General features: G+C 73.7%; 13 protein-coding genes. 7 read left to right on the plus strand and 6 right to left on the minus strand.

All coding sequences use genetic code 11. The features are described from left to right. The first annotated feature begins 15 nt into the window (after positions 1 to 15). Genes ASC54_RS07275 through cydC form a run of 4 tightly spaced genes read left to right on the plus strand, consistent with a single transcriptional unit; the run spans position 16 to position 5,821 of the window. A complete protein-coding gene (locus ASC54_RS07275; RefSeq protein WP_055897687.1) occupies positions 16 to 1,422 on the plus strand; it encodes a cytochrome ubiquinol oxidase subunit I in 1,407 nt (468 codons plus the stop codon). Positions 1,423 to 1,431: 9 nt separating this feature from the next. Next, the gene (gene cydB, locus ASC54_RS07280; RefSeq protein ID WP_055897690.1) at positions 1,432 to 2,451 is read left to right on the plus strand and encodes a cytochrome d ubiquinol oxidase subunit II; all 1,020 of its coding nucleotides are present in this window, start codon (positions 1,432 to 1,434) and stop codon (positions 2,449 to 2,451) included. 20 nt (positions 2,452 to 2,471) lie between these two features. Then, the gene (gene cydD / locus ASC54_RS07285; protein WP_369813322.1) at positions 2,472 to 4,163 is read left to right on the plus strand and encodes a thiol reductant ABC exporter subunit CydD; all 1,692 of its coding nucleotides are present in this window, start codon (positions 2,472 to 2,474) and stop codon (positions 4,161 to 4,163) included. Further along, positions 4,160 to 5,821 (plus strand): thiol reductant ABC exporter subunit CydC, encoded by a 1,662-nt coding sequence (gene cydC / locus ASC54_RS07290; protein ID WP_055897693.1) that lies wholly within the window; start codon positions 4,160 to 4,162, stop codon positions 5,819 to 5,821. The genes cydD and cydC overlap by 4 nt, the downstream gene beginning before the upstream one ends. Before the next feature lie 41 nt (positions 5,822 to 5,862). Here cydC and ASC54_RS07295 read toward each other — a convergent pair whose 3' ends face one another. Next, on the minus strand, positions 5,863 to 6,330 hold the full coding sequence (locus ASC54_RS07295; RefSeq protein ID WP_055855772.1) for a nucleoside deaminase: 468 nt from the start codon (positions 6,328 to 6,330) through the stop codon (positions 5,863 to 5,865). 187 nt (positions 6,331 to 6,517) lie between these two features. Here ASC54_RS07295 and ASC54_RS07300 point away from each other — a divergent pair, with 187 nt between their 5' ends. Then, complete coding sequence (locus ASC54_RS07300; RefSeq protein WP_055858935.1) at positions 6,518 to 7,948, plus strand: aspartate ammonia-lyase; 1,431 nt, start codon at positions 6,518 to 6,520, stop codon at positions 7,946 to 7,948. Between the two features lie 51 nt (positions 7,949 to 7,999). Here the strand turns inward: ASC54_RS07300 and ASC54_RS13160 are convergent, their stop codons facing one another. The 5 genes from ASC54_RS13160 to ASC54_RS07320 form a co-directional block, all read right to left on the minus strand. After that, a complete protein-coding gene (locus tag ASC54_RS13160; RefSeq protein ID WP_235451404.1) occupies positions 8,000 to 8,116 on the minus strand; it encodes a Rho termination factor N-terminal domain-containing protein in 117 nt (38 codons plus the stop codon). Then, the gene (locus ASC54_RS07305) at positions 8,116 to 8,523 is read right to left on the minus strand and encodes an SDR family oxidoreductase (RefSeq protein WP_082514968.1); all 408 of its coding nucleotides are present in this window, start codon (positions 8,521 to 8,523) and stop codon (positions 8,116 to 8,118) included. Before ASC54_RS07305 ends, ASC54_RS13160 begins: the two co-directional genes overlap by 1 nt. Positions 8,524 to 8,609: 86 nt before the next feature. Beyond that, positions 8,610 to 8,903 carry a hypothetical protein gene (locus ASC54_RS07310; RefSeq protein WP_055855766.1) on the minus strand — a complete coding sequence of 98 codons (294 nt, stop codon included), beginning with the start codon at positions 8,901 to 8,903 and terminating at the stop codon, positions 8,610 to 8,612. 66 nt (positions 8,904 to 8,969) lie between these two features. Next, positions 8,970 to 9,200: a hypothetical protein gene (locus ASC54_RS07315; RefSeq protein ID WP_055855763.1), complete on the minus strand. Its 231-nt coding sequence runs from the start codon at positions 9,198 to 9,200 to the stop codon at positions 8,970 to 8,972. Next, complete coding sequence (locus tag ASC54_RS07320) at positions 9,197 to 10,744, minus strand: AlkA N-terminal domain-containing protein (protein ID WP_055897699.1); 1,548 nt, start codon at positions 10,742 to 10,744, stop codon at positions 9,197 to 9,199. Before ASC54_RS07320 ends, ASC54_RS07315 begins: the two co-directional genes overlap by 4 nt. Before the next feature lie 96 nt (positions 10,745 to 10,840). On the opposite strand from ASC54_RS07320, the gene ASC54_RS07325 reads away from it, so the two are divergent. Both ASC54_RS07325 and ASC54_RS07330 read left to right on the plus strand, forming a co-directional pair. After that, entirely contained in the window at positions 10,841 to 12,109 is a 1,269-nt protein-coding gene (locus tag ASC54_RS07325; protein WP_055897702.1) for a PrsW family intramembrane metalloprotease, read from the plus strand. 519 nt (positions 12,110 to 12,628) lie between these two features. Beyond that, positions 12,629 to 13,663, plus strand: coding sequence for a zinc ribbon domain-containing protein (locus ASC54_RS07330; RefSeq protein WP_055897704.1), 1,035 nt, complete (start codon positions 12,629 to 12,631; stop codon positions 13,661 to 13,663). The last annotated feature ends 136 nt before the right edge of the window (positions 13,664 to 13,799 follow it).

The raw sequence follows: 13,799 nt of genomic DNA on the forward strand, positions 1-13,799 counted from the left end.
GGCGGTCCGTCTCCCGTGCTCGACTGGCTCGATCCGCTCGCCCTCGCCCGCTGGCAGTTCGGTCTCACGACCCTCTACCACTTCCTCTTCGTCCCCCTCACGATCGGCATGGCGTTCCTCGTGGCGCTGCTGCAGACGGCGTGGGTGCGCACGGCGAAGCTGAAGTACCTGCACCTGACGCGCCTGTTCGGCCGCATCTTCCTCATCAACTTCGCCATGGGCGTCGTGACGGGGATCGTTCAGGAGTTCCAGTTCGGCATGAACTGGAGCGACTACTCCCGCTTCGTCGGCGACGTGTTCGGCGCTCCGCTCGCGATGGAGGGCCTGCTCGCGTTCTTCCTCGAGGCCACCTTCATCGGCCTGTGGATCTTCGGCTGGGACAAGCTGCCGGCGAAGCTCCACCTCGCCTCGATCTGGGTCGTCTCGATCTCGACGATGCTCTCGGCGTACTTCATCCTCGCCGCGAACGCCTTCATGCAGAACCCCGTCGGCTTCACGATCAATGAGGAGCGCGGGCGCGCCGAGCTCACCGACATCGTCGCGGTGCTGACGAACCCGGTCGTGCTCGCGTCCTTCCCGCACACGATCTTCGCCTCGATCATGTTCGCCGCGGTCGTCGTCGTCGCGATCGCCGCGTACCACCTCTCCCGCGGCCAGTACGACGAGACGATGCGCACGGCGCTCAGGTTCGGCGGCGTCACGAACCTCGTCGCATTCGCGGGCGTCGCGCTGAGCGGAGACCAGCTGAGCCTCGTTATGGTCGCGACGCAGCCCATGAAGATGGCGGCGGCCGAGGCGCTCTACGAGACCGCGGGGCCTGCGAGCTTCTCGATCTTCTCGCTCGGCACGCCCGACGGCTCGAGCGAGGTCTTCTCCATCCGCGTGCCCTATCTGCTGTCGCTCCTGTCGACGCACACCCTCACGGGCGAGGTCGAGGGCATCAACGACCTGCAGGCGCAGTACGTCGAGCAGTTCGGCCCCGGTGACTACACGCCCATCATCTGGGTGACGTACTGGTCCTTCCGCTGGATGATCGGCCTCGGCTCGCTCGCCGCCCTCATCTCGGCCGTCGGCCTCTGGCTCACGCGCGGCGGCCGCACGCCTGCCGGCTGGGCGTGGAAGGTCGCCATCTGGGCCGCCCCGCTGCCCATGATCGCGAGTCTCGTCGGCTGGATCTTCACCGAGATGGGCCGCCAGCCCTGGCTCGTGTTCGGGCTCATGAAGACGGAGGACGGCGTCTCGCCGAACGTCACGGGACTCGAGGTGCTCATCTCGCTCGTCGTCTTCACGGTGCTCTACGGCGCGCTCGCCGTCGTTGAGTTCCGCCTCATCCGGCGAGCGGCGATCGAGGGCCCGAAGGAGTGGGAGGACCACTCCGACGCGGACGACATCGACCGCTCGAAGCTCGCCACGGTCTACTAGGAGGACCCCATGGATCTCGCCACCCTCTGGTTCCTCATCGTCGGGTTCTTCTTCATCGGCTACTTCGTGCTCGACGGCTTCGACTTCGGCGTCGGCATGTCGCTGCCCTTCCTCGGCAAGGACGACACCGACCGTCGCCAGATCATCAACACGATCGGCCCCGTCTGGGATCTCAACGAGACCTGGCTCATCGTCGCGGGCGCCTCGCTCTTCGCAGCATTCCCGTACTGGTACGCGACGCTCTTCAGCGGCTTCTACCTCGCGCTCCTGCTGATCCTCGTCGCGCTCATCCTCCGCGGCGTCTCGTTCGAGTACCGGCACCAGGGCCGCAGCCCCGAGTGGTCGGCGGCGTTCGATCGGATGATCGTGATCGGGTCGGCGGTTCCGGCCCTCCTGTGGGGCGTCGCCTTCGCCAACATCGTCCAGGGCACCCCGATCGACGCCGACGGCAACTTCACCGGCACGCTGCTCACGCTCCTGAACCCGTACGGGCTCCTCGGCGGGCTCACGACGCTGCTGCTGTTCTTCACGCACGGCGTCCAGTTCGTCGCCCTCAAGACCGACGGCGAGCTGCGCGAGCGCGCCCGTGCCCTCGCCTCGCGCGCGGGCATCGCGACGATCGTCGTCGCGGCCGCCTTCCTGACCTGGACCGTCCTGGCGCACCTCGACGTCGCGCACGCCCCGCTCATCGCGGCGCTCGCCGCAGGCGCGGCCGTCGCCCTCATCGGCGCGACGCTCGCCAACCGCGCGGGCCGAGAGGGCTGGGCCTTCGGGCTCTCGGCCGCGACGACGCTCCTCGCGGTCGCGACGATCCTCGCTGCGATGTTCCCGAACGTCATGCCCTCGACGATCGACCCGGCCTACAGCCTCACGATCGAGAACGCCTCGAGCACCGAGTACACGCTGCAGGTCATGACCTGGGTCGCGGTGTTCATGATCCCGCTCGTGCTGCTCTACCAGGGCTGGACGTACTGGGTCTTCCGCAAGCGCGTCACGCGCGCCTCCATCCCGGTGGGGGCGGCGCACTGAAGCCCCTCGACCCGCGCCTGCTGCGCACGGCCTCGGCCGCGCGAGCGCTCCTCGCGCTCGGCGCGGTCGTCGGCGCCGCGCACGTCGCGAGCATCGTCGCGTTCTGCTGGTCCGCCGCGAGCAGCATCGCGGCCGTGATCGAGGGCGCGCCCCTCGATTCGATGGGGATGCTCGTGGCGGCGACCGCCGCATCCGTCGTCGCCCGGGCGCTCACCCAGGCCGCGCTCGACGCGCTCGCCGCCCGCGGGGCCGCGCGGGTGAAGAGCCAGCTGCGCGAGCGCGCGATCGCCGCGATCGACCGCGGCGGCTCGGCGCAGCTCGGCCGGCGGTCGAGCGGGTCTCTCGCGACGATCATCGGCCCGGGCCTCGACGCGATGGACGGCTACGTGGGGCTGTATCTGCCGCAGCTGATCCTGACGGTGGTCGCGACGCCGATCGTCGTGGGAGTGCTCCTGCTCGCCGACCCCGCGACGGGCATCGCGGTCATGCTGACGCTCCCGCTCATCCCGGTGTTCATGGTGCTCATCGGCTGGGCGACCCAGGCGATGCAGCGCTCGCAGTGGGAGGCCCTGCAGTCGCTCTCGACGGGCTTCCTCGAGGTCGTGCGGGGGCTGTCGACCCTGACGATCTTCGGGCGCCAGCACCGGCAGACGGCGCGCATCGCGGCCGTGACCGACGCCTACCGCGCGCGCACCATGAGGGTCCTGCGGGTGTCGTTCCTGTCGAGCTTCGCGCTCGAGCTCGCCGCGAGCCTGTCGGTCGCGGTCGTCGCGGTGTCGGTGGGCGTGCGCCTCATCGACGGGGCGATCCCGTTCGCGCTGGGGCTCTTCGTGCTCATCCTGACCCCTGAGGCGTACCTGCCGCTGCGTCTCGTCGGCGCGCGCTTCCACGCGGCGGCCGACGGCATCGCCGCCTCCGACGACGTGCTCGATCTCATCGAGGGCGACGGCCGAGAGGGCGGCGCGGATGCCCCGCCCGCCCCGACCGCGCCGCTCGCCTCCGCGACGCCCCGCGACGGCGAGACGCACGACGTCGCCCTCGCCCTCGAGGGCGTGGGCGTCGCCCGCGGCGGCCGCGCGGTCGTCTCGGGCCTCGACGCCGCCTGGCGGCGCGGAACCCTCGTCGCGATCACGGGCCCGAGCGGCGCCGGCAAGTCGTCGCTCGTCGCCGCCCTCCTCGGCCTCGTCCCCGCCGAGGGGCGCATCGTCCTCGCGGGCCGCGAGGTCCCGGCCGAGGAGCGCCTCGCGCGCATCGCCTGGGCCGGGCAGAGCCCGGAGCTCACGGCGGGGTCGCTGGAGGAGGTCGTGGCGCTCGGCTCGGAGCATCCGGACCCCGCGCTCGTGGCTCGCGCGCTCGCGCTCGCCGGTGCGCTCGACGTCCCGCTCACGACCGTCCTCGGCCCGGCCGGTCAGGGGCTGTCGGGCGGGCAGGCGCAGCGCGCGGCGATCGCGCGCGCCGCCTACCGGGCCCTCGAGCGCGACCTCGACACGATCGTGCTCGACGAGCCGACCTCGGCGCTCGACGCGGAGGCGGAGGGGCGCGTCGTCGCGGGGCTGCGCTCGCTCGCCGACGAGGGGCGCCTCGTGGTCGTCGTCACGCACCGACCCGCAGTGGTCGCGGCCGCCGACGAGGTGCTCGACCTCGCCGCGATCGCCGCGGGGTCGGAGCGCTGGGGACGCGACGCCCGCGCCCCGGAGGTGATCGCGCGATGACCCGCATCGGCATCCGCCCGGTGCTGCGGGCCGCGCAGCCGCCGCTCGCGGCGCTCGCCCCGGCCCTCGCGCTCGGCGCCCTCGCGGCCGGCTCGTCGGTCGCCCTGCTCGCGACCTCGGCCTGGCTCATCGCGCGCGCCGCCGAGCAGCCGCCGATCCTCTTCCTCGGCTTCGCGATCGTGGGCGTGCGCGCGTTCGCGATCGGCCGTGCCGCACTGCGCTACCTCGAGCGCGTCGTCGGGCACGACGCCGCCCTGCGCGCGCTCGCGGGGCTGCGCGTGAGTGTCTTCCGGCGCCTCGTGCCGGTCGCGCCCGACGGGCTGCGCGCCGCGCGCTCGGGAGACGTGCTCACGACGCTCGTGCAGGACGTCGACGCCCTGCAGGACCTCCCGCTGCGGGTGGTGCAGCCGCTCGTGAGCGCCGGGGTCGTCGCGGGGCTCGCCGTCGTCGGCGTGGCCTGGGTCTCGCCCGTCGCCGCGCTCGTGCTCGCGCTCGGGCTCGCGGCCACGGCCCTCGCCGCGACCGCCGTGCTCGCGGCGCTCAGCCGCGGGGCCGAGCGTCGCATCGCCCCGCTCCGCGCCGACCTCGCCGACGCCGTGCTCGAGTACGTCGCCCGCTGGGAGACCCTGCGCGCGTTCGGCGCCGACGCGCCGCGACGCGCCGCGCTCCTCGCCCTCGACGACCGGCTGCGCCGCGCCCAGTCCCGGCAGTCCGCCGCGGCGGGCGCGGTCGTCGCGCTCCTGACGCTCGGCGGGGGGTCGATGCTCATCGCCACGCTCCTCGCGGTGCAGCCCGAGCTCGCGAACGGAGCGCTCACCGGCCCGCAGCTGGCCATGCTCGTCCTGCTGCCGCTCGCCGTGATCGAGGTCGTGGGCGCCCTCCCGTCGGCGGTCGGGGCGTGGTGGCGCGTGCGGGCGAGCGCCGAGCGCGTCGCGACCGTCGTGCCCGAGCACGTCCCCGACGAGATCCCGCTCGCGCCCGAGAATCCGCGCGCTCTGCCCGCAGGAGCATCATCGGTGCGGCTCACGGGCGTCGCGGCGCACTGGCCGGGGGATGCCCGCCCCGCGCTCGCTCCCCTCGACCTCGAGCTGCACCCCGGCGACCGGGTCGTCCTGCAGGGGCCGAGCGGGGCGGGCAAGACGACGCTCGCGCACGTGCTCGTGCGGTTCCTCGAGCACTCCGGGCGCTACGAGCTCGGCGGCGTCGACGTGCGCGAGCTGCACCCCGACGAGGTGCGGCGCCGGGTCGTGCTGCTGGAGCAGCAGCCGCACCTGTTCGATGAGAGCATCCGCCAGAATCTGATCTTCGCGCGCGACACCGCGACCGACGACGAGCTCGTCGCCGTGCTCGAGCGCGTCGGGCTCGGGGAGTGGCTCSCCGAGCGCGGCGGTCTCGACGCCACGGTCGGCGAGCGCGGCAGGCTCGTCTCCGGCGGTCAGGCGCAGCGCATCGCGCTCGCCCGCGCGCTGCTGAGCGCGGCGCCCGTGCTCGTGCTCGACGAGCCGACCGCGAACGTCGACCCCGAGCGCTCGGAGGCGCTGCTGGAGGAGCTGCTGGGCGCGGCCGCGGGGCCGGAGCGCGCCGTGCTCGTGATCTCGCACGCACCCGTGCCCGACCGGCTCGTCACCCGTCGGGTGCGCATCGCCCCCGCGCGCTGAGCGGGCGACCGGCGAGCAGGCCGATCGGCCGGATCGGGCGCTCAGTACTCGACGCGCTCGGTGTTCTCGCGCCAGGCGTCGAACGGCGCTGAGGCGCCCGACGACGGCGCGTGCTCGACGGGCGTGGGCCACGCGTCGCGGGGGGTGTCGAAGAGGTCGTAGAACACCGCGTCGTCGAAGCCCGCCCGTGCGGCATCGTGCCGGTCGGCGGCGAACACCACCCTGTCCAGCCGCGCCCAGAGCGCGGCGCTCAGGCACAGCGGGCACGGCTCGCAGCTCGCGTAGAGCACGCAGCCGCTCAGGTCGAAGGTGCCGAGCTCGCGCGCGGCGACGCGGATCGCGACGACCTCGGCGTGGGCGGTCGGGTCGTTGTCGCGGGTGACGCGGTTGACCCCGGCGAACTCGCGGCCGTCCGGGGCGACCACGATCGCGCCGAACGGACCGCCGCCGTCGGCGACGTTGCGGGCGGCGAGAGCGATGGCGCGATCGAGCGCGGAGGAGTCGTGCACCGCGACAGCCTAGCCGCGCCCTCACCGATAGACTCGAGCCGCCACCGCCACTGCTGTCGGACCCACAAGGAAGAGGCATCCATTCATGGTGCGCACCACCGGCCCTGCTCCCAGCTTCACGACGAGTGACGACGGAGTCCCGATCTATCGACCCGGTCTCGCGGAGGCGGGCGCCCCGCCGCGCGAGATGCGCATGGAGCACGACTCGCTCGGCTCGATGCCCATCCCGGCCGACGCCTACTGGGGCATCCACACCGCTCGCGCGCTGGAGAACTTCCCGATCACGCGTCGGGCGCTCTCCAATCACCCGAATCTCGTCATCGCCCTCGCGTTCGTCAAGCAGGCGGCGGCGCGCGCGAACGCCGAGATCGGCGTGCTCGACACCGAGAAGGCCGAGGTCATCGACCGCGCCTGCCAGGAGATCATCGAGGGCCACCACCACGACCAGTTCGTGCTCGGCGTGCTGCAGGGCGGCGCGGGCACGAGCACGAACATGTCGGTCAACGAGATCATCGCCAATCGCGGCCTCGAGCTGCTCGGCCACGCCAAGGGCGAGTACGAGCACCTGCACCCGATCGACGACGTCAACCGCAGCCAGTCGACGAACGACGTGTACCCCACCGCGATCAAGCTCGCGATGGTGCTGAGCCTGCGCACGCTGCTGGAGGAGCACGAGCTGCTCAGCGAGTCGTTCGCGAGCAAGGGGCGCGAGTTCGCGCACGTCCTCAAGGTCGGTCGCACGCAGCTGCAGGACGCCGTGCCGATGACGCTCGGCCAGGAGTTCCGCGGCTTCGCCACGACGATGCGGGAGGACCACGACCGGCTCTCCGAGGTGATCCCGTGGCTCAACGAGATCAACCTCGGCGCGACGGCGATCGGCACGGGCATCACCGCCGACCCGCGGTACGCCGAGAGCGTGCGCCGGCACCTGAGCGAGGTCTCCGGCTACGCCATGGTGACCGCCCCCGACCTCATCGAGGCGACGAGCGACGCGGGCATCTTCATGACCCTCTCCGGTACGCTCAAGCGCGCCGCCGTGAAGCTCTCGAAGATCTGCAACGACCTCCGCCTGCTCTCCAGCGGGCCGCAGGCGGGCTTCGGCGAGATCAACCTGCCGCCGCGCCAGGCGGGCTCGTCGATCATGCCGGGCAAGGTCAACCCGGTGATCCCCGAGGTCGTGAACCAGGTCGCGTTCTCGATCATCGGCGCGGATGCGACCGTCACGGCGGCGGCCGAGGCGGGGCAGCTGCAGCTCAACGCCTTCGAGCCGGTCATCGCCACGAGCATCATGCAGTCGCTCGCGTGGATGACGAACGCGTGCCGGACGCTCCGCCTAAACTGCGTCGACGGCATCACCGCGAACGTCGAGCGGCTGAGCGAGATGGTCGACCTGAGCGTCGGCGTCGTCACCGCCCTCACGCCGTACATCGGCTACCAGGCCTCGGCGAAGCTCGCCTACGAGGCGCTCAACTCGCCCCTGTCGATCCGGCAGATCGTCGTCGAGCGCGGCCTCATGTCGGCGGAGGACGTCGAGCGCGTGCTCTCGCCGGAGCGGCTCTCGGGCTCGGTGCCGATGACGGGCGCGATCGCCCTGCCGATGGTGCCGGTCGAGGACTGACCGCGAGCCGACGCCGGCCCCGTGGTCGCCACGGGGCCGGCGCTCTCGGCGTCAGTGGTCCCTGAGCAGCGCGATGAGCTCGCTCTTGCGCAGCCTCGAGCACCCGGTGAGTCCGAGCTCCGTCGCGCACGGCCGCTCCTCCGCCGCGCCCGTCCGCGCGGGCGCCATCAGAGGCTCTTCCCGCCGGTCACGGGCAGCACCGCGCCCGAGACGTCGCTCGCGGTGTCGCTCGCGAGGTACACGGAGGCGGGGGCGACCTCGGCGGGCTGCCCCGCGCGACCCAGCGGGGTGTCCTGCCCGAAGTCGGGTAGCGTCTCCGGCCAGCTCGTCGCGGGGATGAGCGGCGTCCAGATCGGCCCGGGCGCGACGGCGATCGCGACGGCGCGGCCGATGCCGCTGTCGGCGCCGGTGATGAGCGCGCGGCGGTCGCGCAGGCGGTCGGCGCCGCGGTAGCTCTCCTCGCCGTGGTCGGGCGTCGGGCTCGTCGCGTCGGTGAGACCGGGCTGCGACTGCTCCTGCTCGGGGAAGCCCTCGCTGCGGTGGAGGGACGTCGGGTCGGTGGTCGATGCGCTCATGTCGCTCCCTTCGTCGACCGCCGGCGCGGTCGCGGGGGCCACGGTACGACCGGGGCGTCGCCGGTCGTCACGGGGTTGACAGCCGGTCAGTTCGACTCGGCGCTGCCCTTCTCGACGAGCCGCTTGGAGAGCAGGACGATGAGGATCACGCCGTACGTGTCGGCGACGATGCTGATGTTGTACTCCCAGAAGAACCAGATCCAGAACTCGCTCGCCTCGAGCGGGGCGCCCGCGTGCTCCTGCTCGCCGACCCAGACGTGGTGCCCGGCGAGGACAGCGACCAGCGTCTGGACGACGAGGATCGCCGCGAGGACGATCGACAGGCTGTGGCGCTGCCAGAAGGAGCCCTCCGTGCGCGCGCCGCGGTAGTGCATGACCATGGGGGCACGCTAGCGACGGCGATCGCGGGCGAGGAGGGGGTTGCGCGAGCGGCCGCGAGGGCATGCTCAGACGGCGGGGCGCTCGTCGTCCAGGGCGACGTCGGGGTCGGGCTCGACCTCGACGCGCTCGTCCGGGTCGATCGTCGGCGGCGGCAGTGCCTCGTCGAGGGCGTCGTCGAGGTCGACGGGGCGCTCGGCGTCGTGGTCGATGTCGCGGGCCAGCAGCTCGCGGTCGACGAGCTCCTCGTCGCCGCTGCGGGGCTCGTGGTTCCGGGGCTCGTGCTCGTTCGCGGTCATGCCCGCTCCCTCCGTCGGTGCGCGGTGCGCGCTCCATCCTCCCGCGCTCCCGTCGCCACCGGGGGAGCGCTCCTCCACAGGTGCAGGGTCGCGTAGCTGCGCCACGGCGCCCAGCGCTCGCCGAGCGCGTGCGCCTCGCGCGTCGTCCCGGCGGCTCCGGCCGCGCGCAGCGAGCGCAGAAGCACGAGGTCGTCCGCGAGCAGGATGTCCGGGGCGCCCAGCACGCGCATGGCCACGTATCCGGCCGTCCACGGACCGATCCCCGGCAGCGCCTCGAGGCGCGCCCGCAGCTCGGCCGCCGGCATCCCGACGTCGATCGCGAGCCGCCCGCTCGCGAGCTCCTCGGCGACGCCGATGATCGTCGCCACCCTCCGCGCGGGACCGCGCAGCACCGAATGCCCGTGCTCGGCGATCGCGGCAGCGTCCGGGAAGGCCCGCAGACCGGCGCGCGGCTCGTGCGCGGCGAGCGCATGGAGGTCGGCCGCGAGGCGCCCGAGCACGGTGCGCGCGGCCGGCAGCGAGATCTGCTGCCCGACGATCGTCCGCAGGAGCGTCTCGGCCGCGTCGACCGCTCCGGGGATGCGGATGCCCGGCTGCGCGGAGACGAGCGGCCCGAGCAGGGCATCCCGCCCGAGGGCCTCGTCGATCGCGGCCGCGTCGGCGTCGAGATCGAACCAGCGGCGGATCCGCGCGACGAGCGGAGCGAGGTCGGCGATCGCGGCGAGCTCGGCCGAGCAGACGACGCCCGGGCGCTCGGCGTCCAGGCGCACCCTCACGAGCGCGGGGCCGTGGGGGAGGGGGATCCAGCGCCGGACGGCCCCGTCGTCGACCTCCTCGACGCCCGAGATCGCGTGGTCGGCGACGTAGCGGACGAGCCCGGCGCCGTCGAAGGGCGCCCGCGCCGCGAGCCGCACGCTCACGGCGGTCGCTCCGCCCGCGGCGGCCGCGCCGGGCGTCGCGCGGACGCCGTGACGCCCGGACCGCGCGAGGCCGCGCAGAGCCGTGGGCGTGAGGCCGTAGACCTCCTGGATCGTGTCGTTGAACTGCCGCAGGCTCGCGAACCCCGCCGCGAACGCGACGTCGGCGACCGGGAGGTCGGTGCCCGCGAGCAGGGCCCGCGCCGACTCGGCCCGGTGGGCGCGCGCGAGGGCGAGCGGCCCGGCGCCGAGCTCGCCCTGCAGCACGCGCACGAGGTGCCGGCTCGAGTAGCCGAGCCGCGACGCGAGCCCCGGAACGCCCTCGCGCTCGACGACCCCGTCGAGGATCAGCCGCATCGCGCGGGCGGCGAGATCGTCCCGTCGATTCCAGTCGGGGTTGCCCGGCACCGCGTCGGGCTGGCAGCGCTTGCACGCGCGCAGCCCCGCCTCGTGCGCCGCCGCTGCGGTCGGGAAGAAGTCGACGTTGTGCGGCCGTGGCGTCGTCGCGGGGCACGAGGGGCGGCAGTAGATGCCCGTCGTGCGCACGCCGGCGATGAACTGGCCGTCGAAGCGCGCATCGCGCGCGGCGAGGGCCCGGTAGCAGACGGCGTGGTCGAGAGGGGGCACGCCCCCACCCTGCCACCGGGCGGATGCCCGCACCAGCGGGATTCGGACATCCCGATCAGGGCGCCGCGCCCCGATCGCCTCGCTAGGCTCGCGAACATGAGCGAGCCCCTCCACCCGCCCGCATCCGCGCCGAGCACGCCCGACTGGTCGGCGACCGCGGGGCTCGCGCCCGACTCGGCACCCGCGCCCGCGAGCGCGCCGCCGGAGGTGCGCGCGGAATCGTCCACGCCGGCCCAGCCCGGGTTCGCGACGCCCCCGCGGCGCCGGTCGGCGGGGATGCTCGTCCTCGCCGTCATCGGATTCGTCGTCCTCGGCGCGGTCGCCCTCGTCGTCGGGCTCTACCTCCTCGCCGGTCTCGGCCCTGCGGGCCTCGTGATCGGCGCGATCATGGCGCTCGTGCCGCTCGCGATCGTGTTCGCGGGCATCCGCTGGATCGATCGATGGGAGCCCGAGCCGCGCGGCGCGCTCGTCTTCGCCTTCCTGTGGGGCGCGGGCATGAGCGTGCTCATCGCGCTCGCCGTCGACGCCGAGATCCGCAACGTCGTCGCGATGGCGGGCGGGTCGAGCGAGGCGTTCGAGTTCTTCGGCGCCGCGATCCAGGCGCCGATCGTCGAGGAGCTCGGCAAGGGTCTCGGCGTGCTCATCCTGTTCTGGACGGTCCGCCGCCACTTCGACGGGCCCGTCGACGGCATCGTCTACGCGGCGACCGTCGCGGGCGGGTTCGCGTTCACCGAGAACATCCTCTACTTCGGCACGCAGCTCGCCGATGGCGGGCTTCTGAGCGGAGGCACGATCGAGATCTTCTTCATCCGCGGTCTCATGTCGCCGTTCGCGCACGTCATGTTCACGGCCTTCATCGGCGCCGCGCTCGGGTTCGCCGCTCGCCGGGCGGGGGCGCTCGCGGGCCTCGGGCTCTTCGTCGTCGGGGCGATCCCGGCGATCCTGCTCCACGCGTTCTGGAACGGCGCGCTGTTCTTCGTCGGCGACTTCTACGGCTACTACCTGCTCGTGCAGGTGCCGATGTTCCTCATCGCCGTTGCGATCGTCATCGCGCTGCGCAGGCAGGAGCAGCGGCTCACCGCCGTGCGCCTCGGCGAGTACGCCGCGGTCGGCTGGCTGCACCCGCAGGAGGTCGCGATGCTCGCCACGCCCGCCGGGCGGCGCACGGCGCAGGCGTGGGCCGCGCGCCACGGGGTGCCGGGGCTCATGCGCGCGTTCATCCGCGACGCGACGCGCCTCGCGCACGCGCGCCAGCGCATCCTCGGCGGTCGCGACGGCATCGGCGCCCACGTCGACGAGGCGGAGCTCCTGCAGCGCGTCGCCGCCTCGCGGCACGCCCTCATGTCGGGGCGCGCGACGCCCTGAGATCGGCCGACGCTGCGACCGTCCCGCGCGAGCGCGCGGTCGGGCGGATGCCCGTGGCCCCTTAACGAGATGGGGGCCGGTCGGTGCGCCCCCGCGCTCCGACCGGCCCGTCCGATTCCCTCCCTGCGTCGCAGCCCCCTGCGACTCACCCCCCGGTTGCAGTCCCCCGGAGTTCCTCGGCTCGTTCCCGATACACACGGCATTCGGCGCCCGCCCGAGAGCGGATTGCCAGAGTGCGGGCCCCCACTTCGGGGGATATCCGCGGCGGGAGCGAGCGGAGTCGAGGCGGACGGCGCCGGTTAACAGACTCGCCGCCCAGTGGCGGGGCAGGGCCTCCGGCGCTTCTGGGCGGCGAGTTGATCTGCCCCTATGGTGCATCGCGCCTCGCGCGGGGTCAAGAGACGGGGAGAATCGGGCGTTCGACCCCCTGACTGGGGCGTGAGCGGACCGAGCGCCGCTCGCTAGCCTGACCAGCGGGGAATCGACCGCGCTTCGGCCCCGCTGACCCGACGAGCGCGAGTGAAGGCGGTGACGCGGGTGGCGGCCTGCCCGAACTGCGCTTCGCCGCTGCGCGACGGGCTCCGATTCTGCACGCAGTGCGGCACCGCACTGCTCACCGCTCCCGCCATCTCCGCGCCCGCTCCCGCGGTCGACGCCGTGCCCGCCCCCGTGCCGGCGCTCGGTCCCGGGGCTCCCGAGCCCGTCGCCCGCCCGAGCATCCTCGGGCTCCTGGTGTCGCCGTCGCCGGCATCCGTCGAGGCGGAGGACGCAGAGGAGGACGGCGACGCGCGTGAGGCGGACACGGCCGAGCCCGAGGCGCCGCCGGAGCCCGCCGAGCACGCCGTCCCCGTCGCGCCCCTGCATCCGCTGGGCGTTCCGGTCATCAGCGCGCGGCAGCCGCCGAGACCGGGCGCGAACCCGACGCACATCGGCCGCGCACGCTCGTACATCACGGCGCCTCCCGCGCCCGTGGCGTCCGCGACGTCCGCGGAGCCCGCGAGTGCGCCTCTGCCGACTGCCGACGCGGCAGCCGCCCGGATCCCCTCACCGCCGGCAGCGGTGGTATCCGGGTCGAGCGCGGCATCGGGGGCGACCGCGCCCTCCGCCTCGACCGCGCCCTCCGCGCCGTCGCCGTCGATCGATCAGCGACCCGCGGGGCGCACCTCCGGCCGTCGCTACTCTCCGCCGCCCGCGCGCAGCACCGCCGCGTCGTGGGCCCTCGTCACCGGTCTCCTGCCGCTGCTCGTATCGATCTTCGGCAACGCCGTGACGACCGAGCTCGGCACCGAGGCGCTCGAGGCGACCGCCTCCGGAGTGACCTCCGGCGCGTGGGCGCCCGTCTTCGTCGCGCTCTCGCTCGTGTTCGTCGCGAACGCCGCCCTGCTCACCGTGTGCGCGATCACCGGGGTCCGGGGCATCCGCGAGACGAGCAACGGCATCACGCGGGGTCGCCCTCTCGCGGTCTCCGGGCTCGCCGCCGGCGCTGTCAACGTCGTGCTGCTCGTGGCGGGGCTCGTGATCTCCATCTCGGGGCTGTCGGCCGTCCTCGCCTGACCGCCCCCAGCATCCGGTCGGTGCTCTGACGGCCTTCTCCCAGGTTCCAGCGCATCCGGATGCGCGGGCCGAGGGGAAGTGACTGATGTAAGGCGAATTCCGCCTTGACCCCGGAAGGGGCATCCGCCCCGCCCCC

This window comes from Yonghaparkia sp. Root332 (assembly GCF_001425665.1).
GTDB lineage: Bacteria > Actinomycetota > Actinomycetes > Actinomycetales > Microbacteriaceae > Microcella.

Excerpts from the sequence above, each read along its gene's own strand:
- cydB (WP_055897690.1), top strand. The coding sequence starts at position 1,432 with ATGGATCTCGCCACCCTCTGGTTCCTCATCGTCGGGTTCTTCTTCATC.
- ASC54_RS13160 (WP_235451404.1), bottom strand. The coding sequence starts at position 8,116 with ATGGCGCCCGCGCGGACGGGCGCGGCGGAGGAGCGGCCGTGCGCGACG.
- ASC54_RS07300 (WP_055858935.1), top strand. The coding sequence starts at position 6,518 with ATGCGCATGGAGCACGACTCGCTCGGCTCGATGCCCATCCCGGCCGAC.
- ASC54_RS07305 (WP_082514968.1), bottom strand. The coding sequence starts at position 8,523 with ATGAGCGCATCGACCACCGACCCGACGTCCCTCCACCGCAGCGAGGGC.
- ASC54_RS07315 (WP_055855763.1), bottom strand. The coding sequence starts at position 9,200 with ATGACCGCGAACGAGCACGAGCCCCGGAACCACGAGCCCCGCAGCGGC.
- ASC54_RS07310 (WP_055855766.1), bottom strand. The coding sequence starts at position 8,903 with ATGGTCATGCACTACCGCGGCGCGCGCACGGAGGGCTCCTTCTGGCAG.
- ASC54_RS07325 (WP_055897702.1), top strand. The coding sequence starts at position 10,841 with ATGAGCGAGCCCCTCCACCCGCCCGCATCCGCGCCGAGCACGCCCGAC.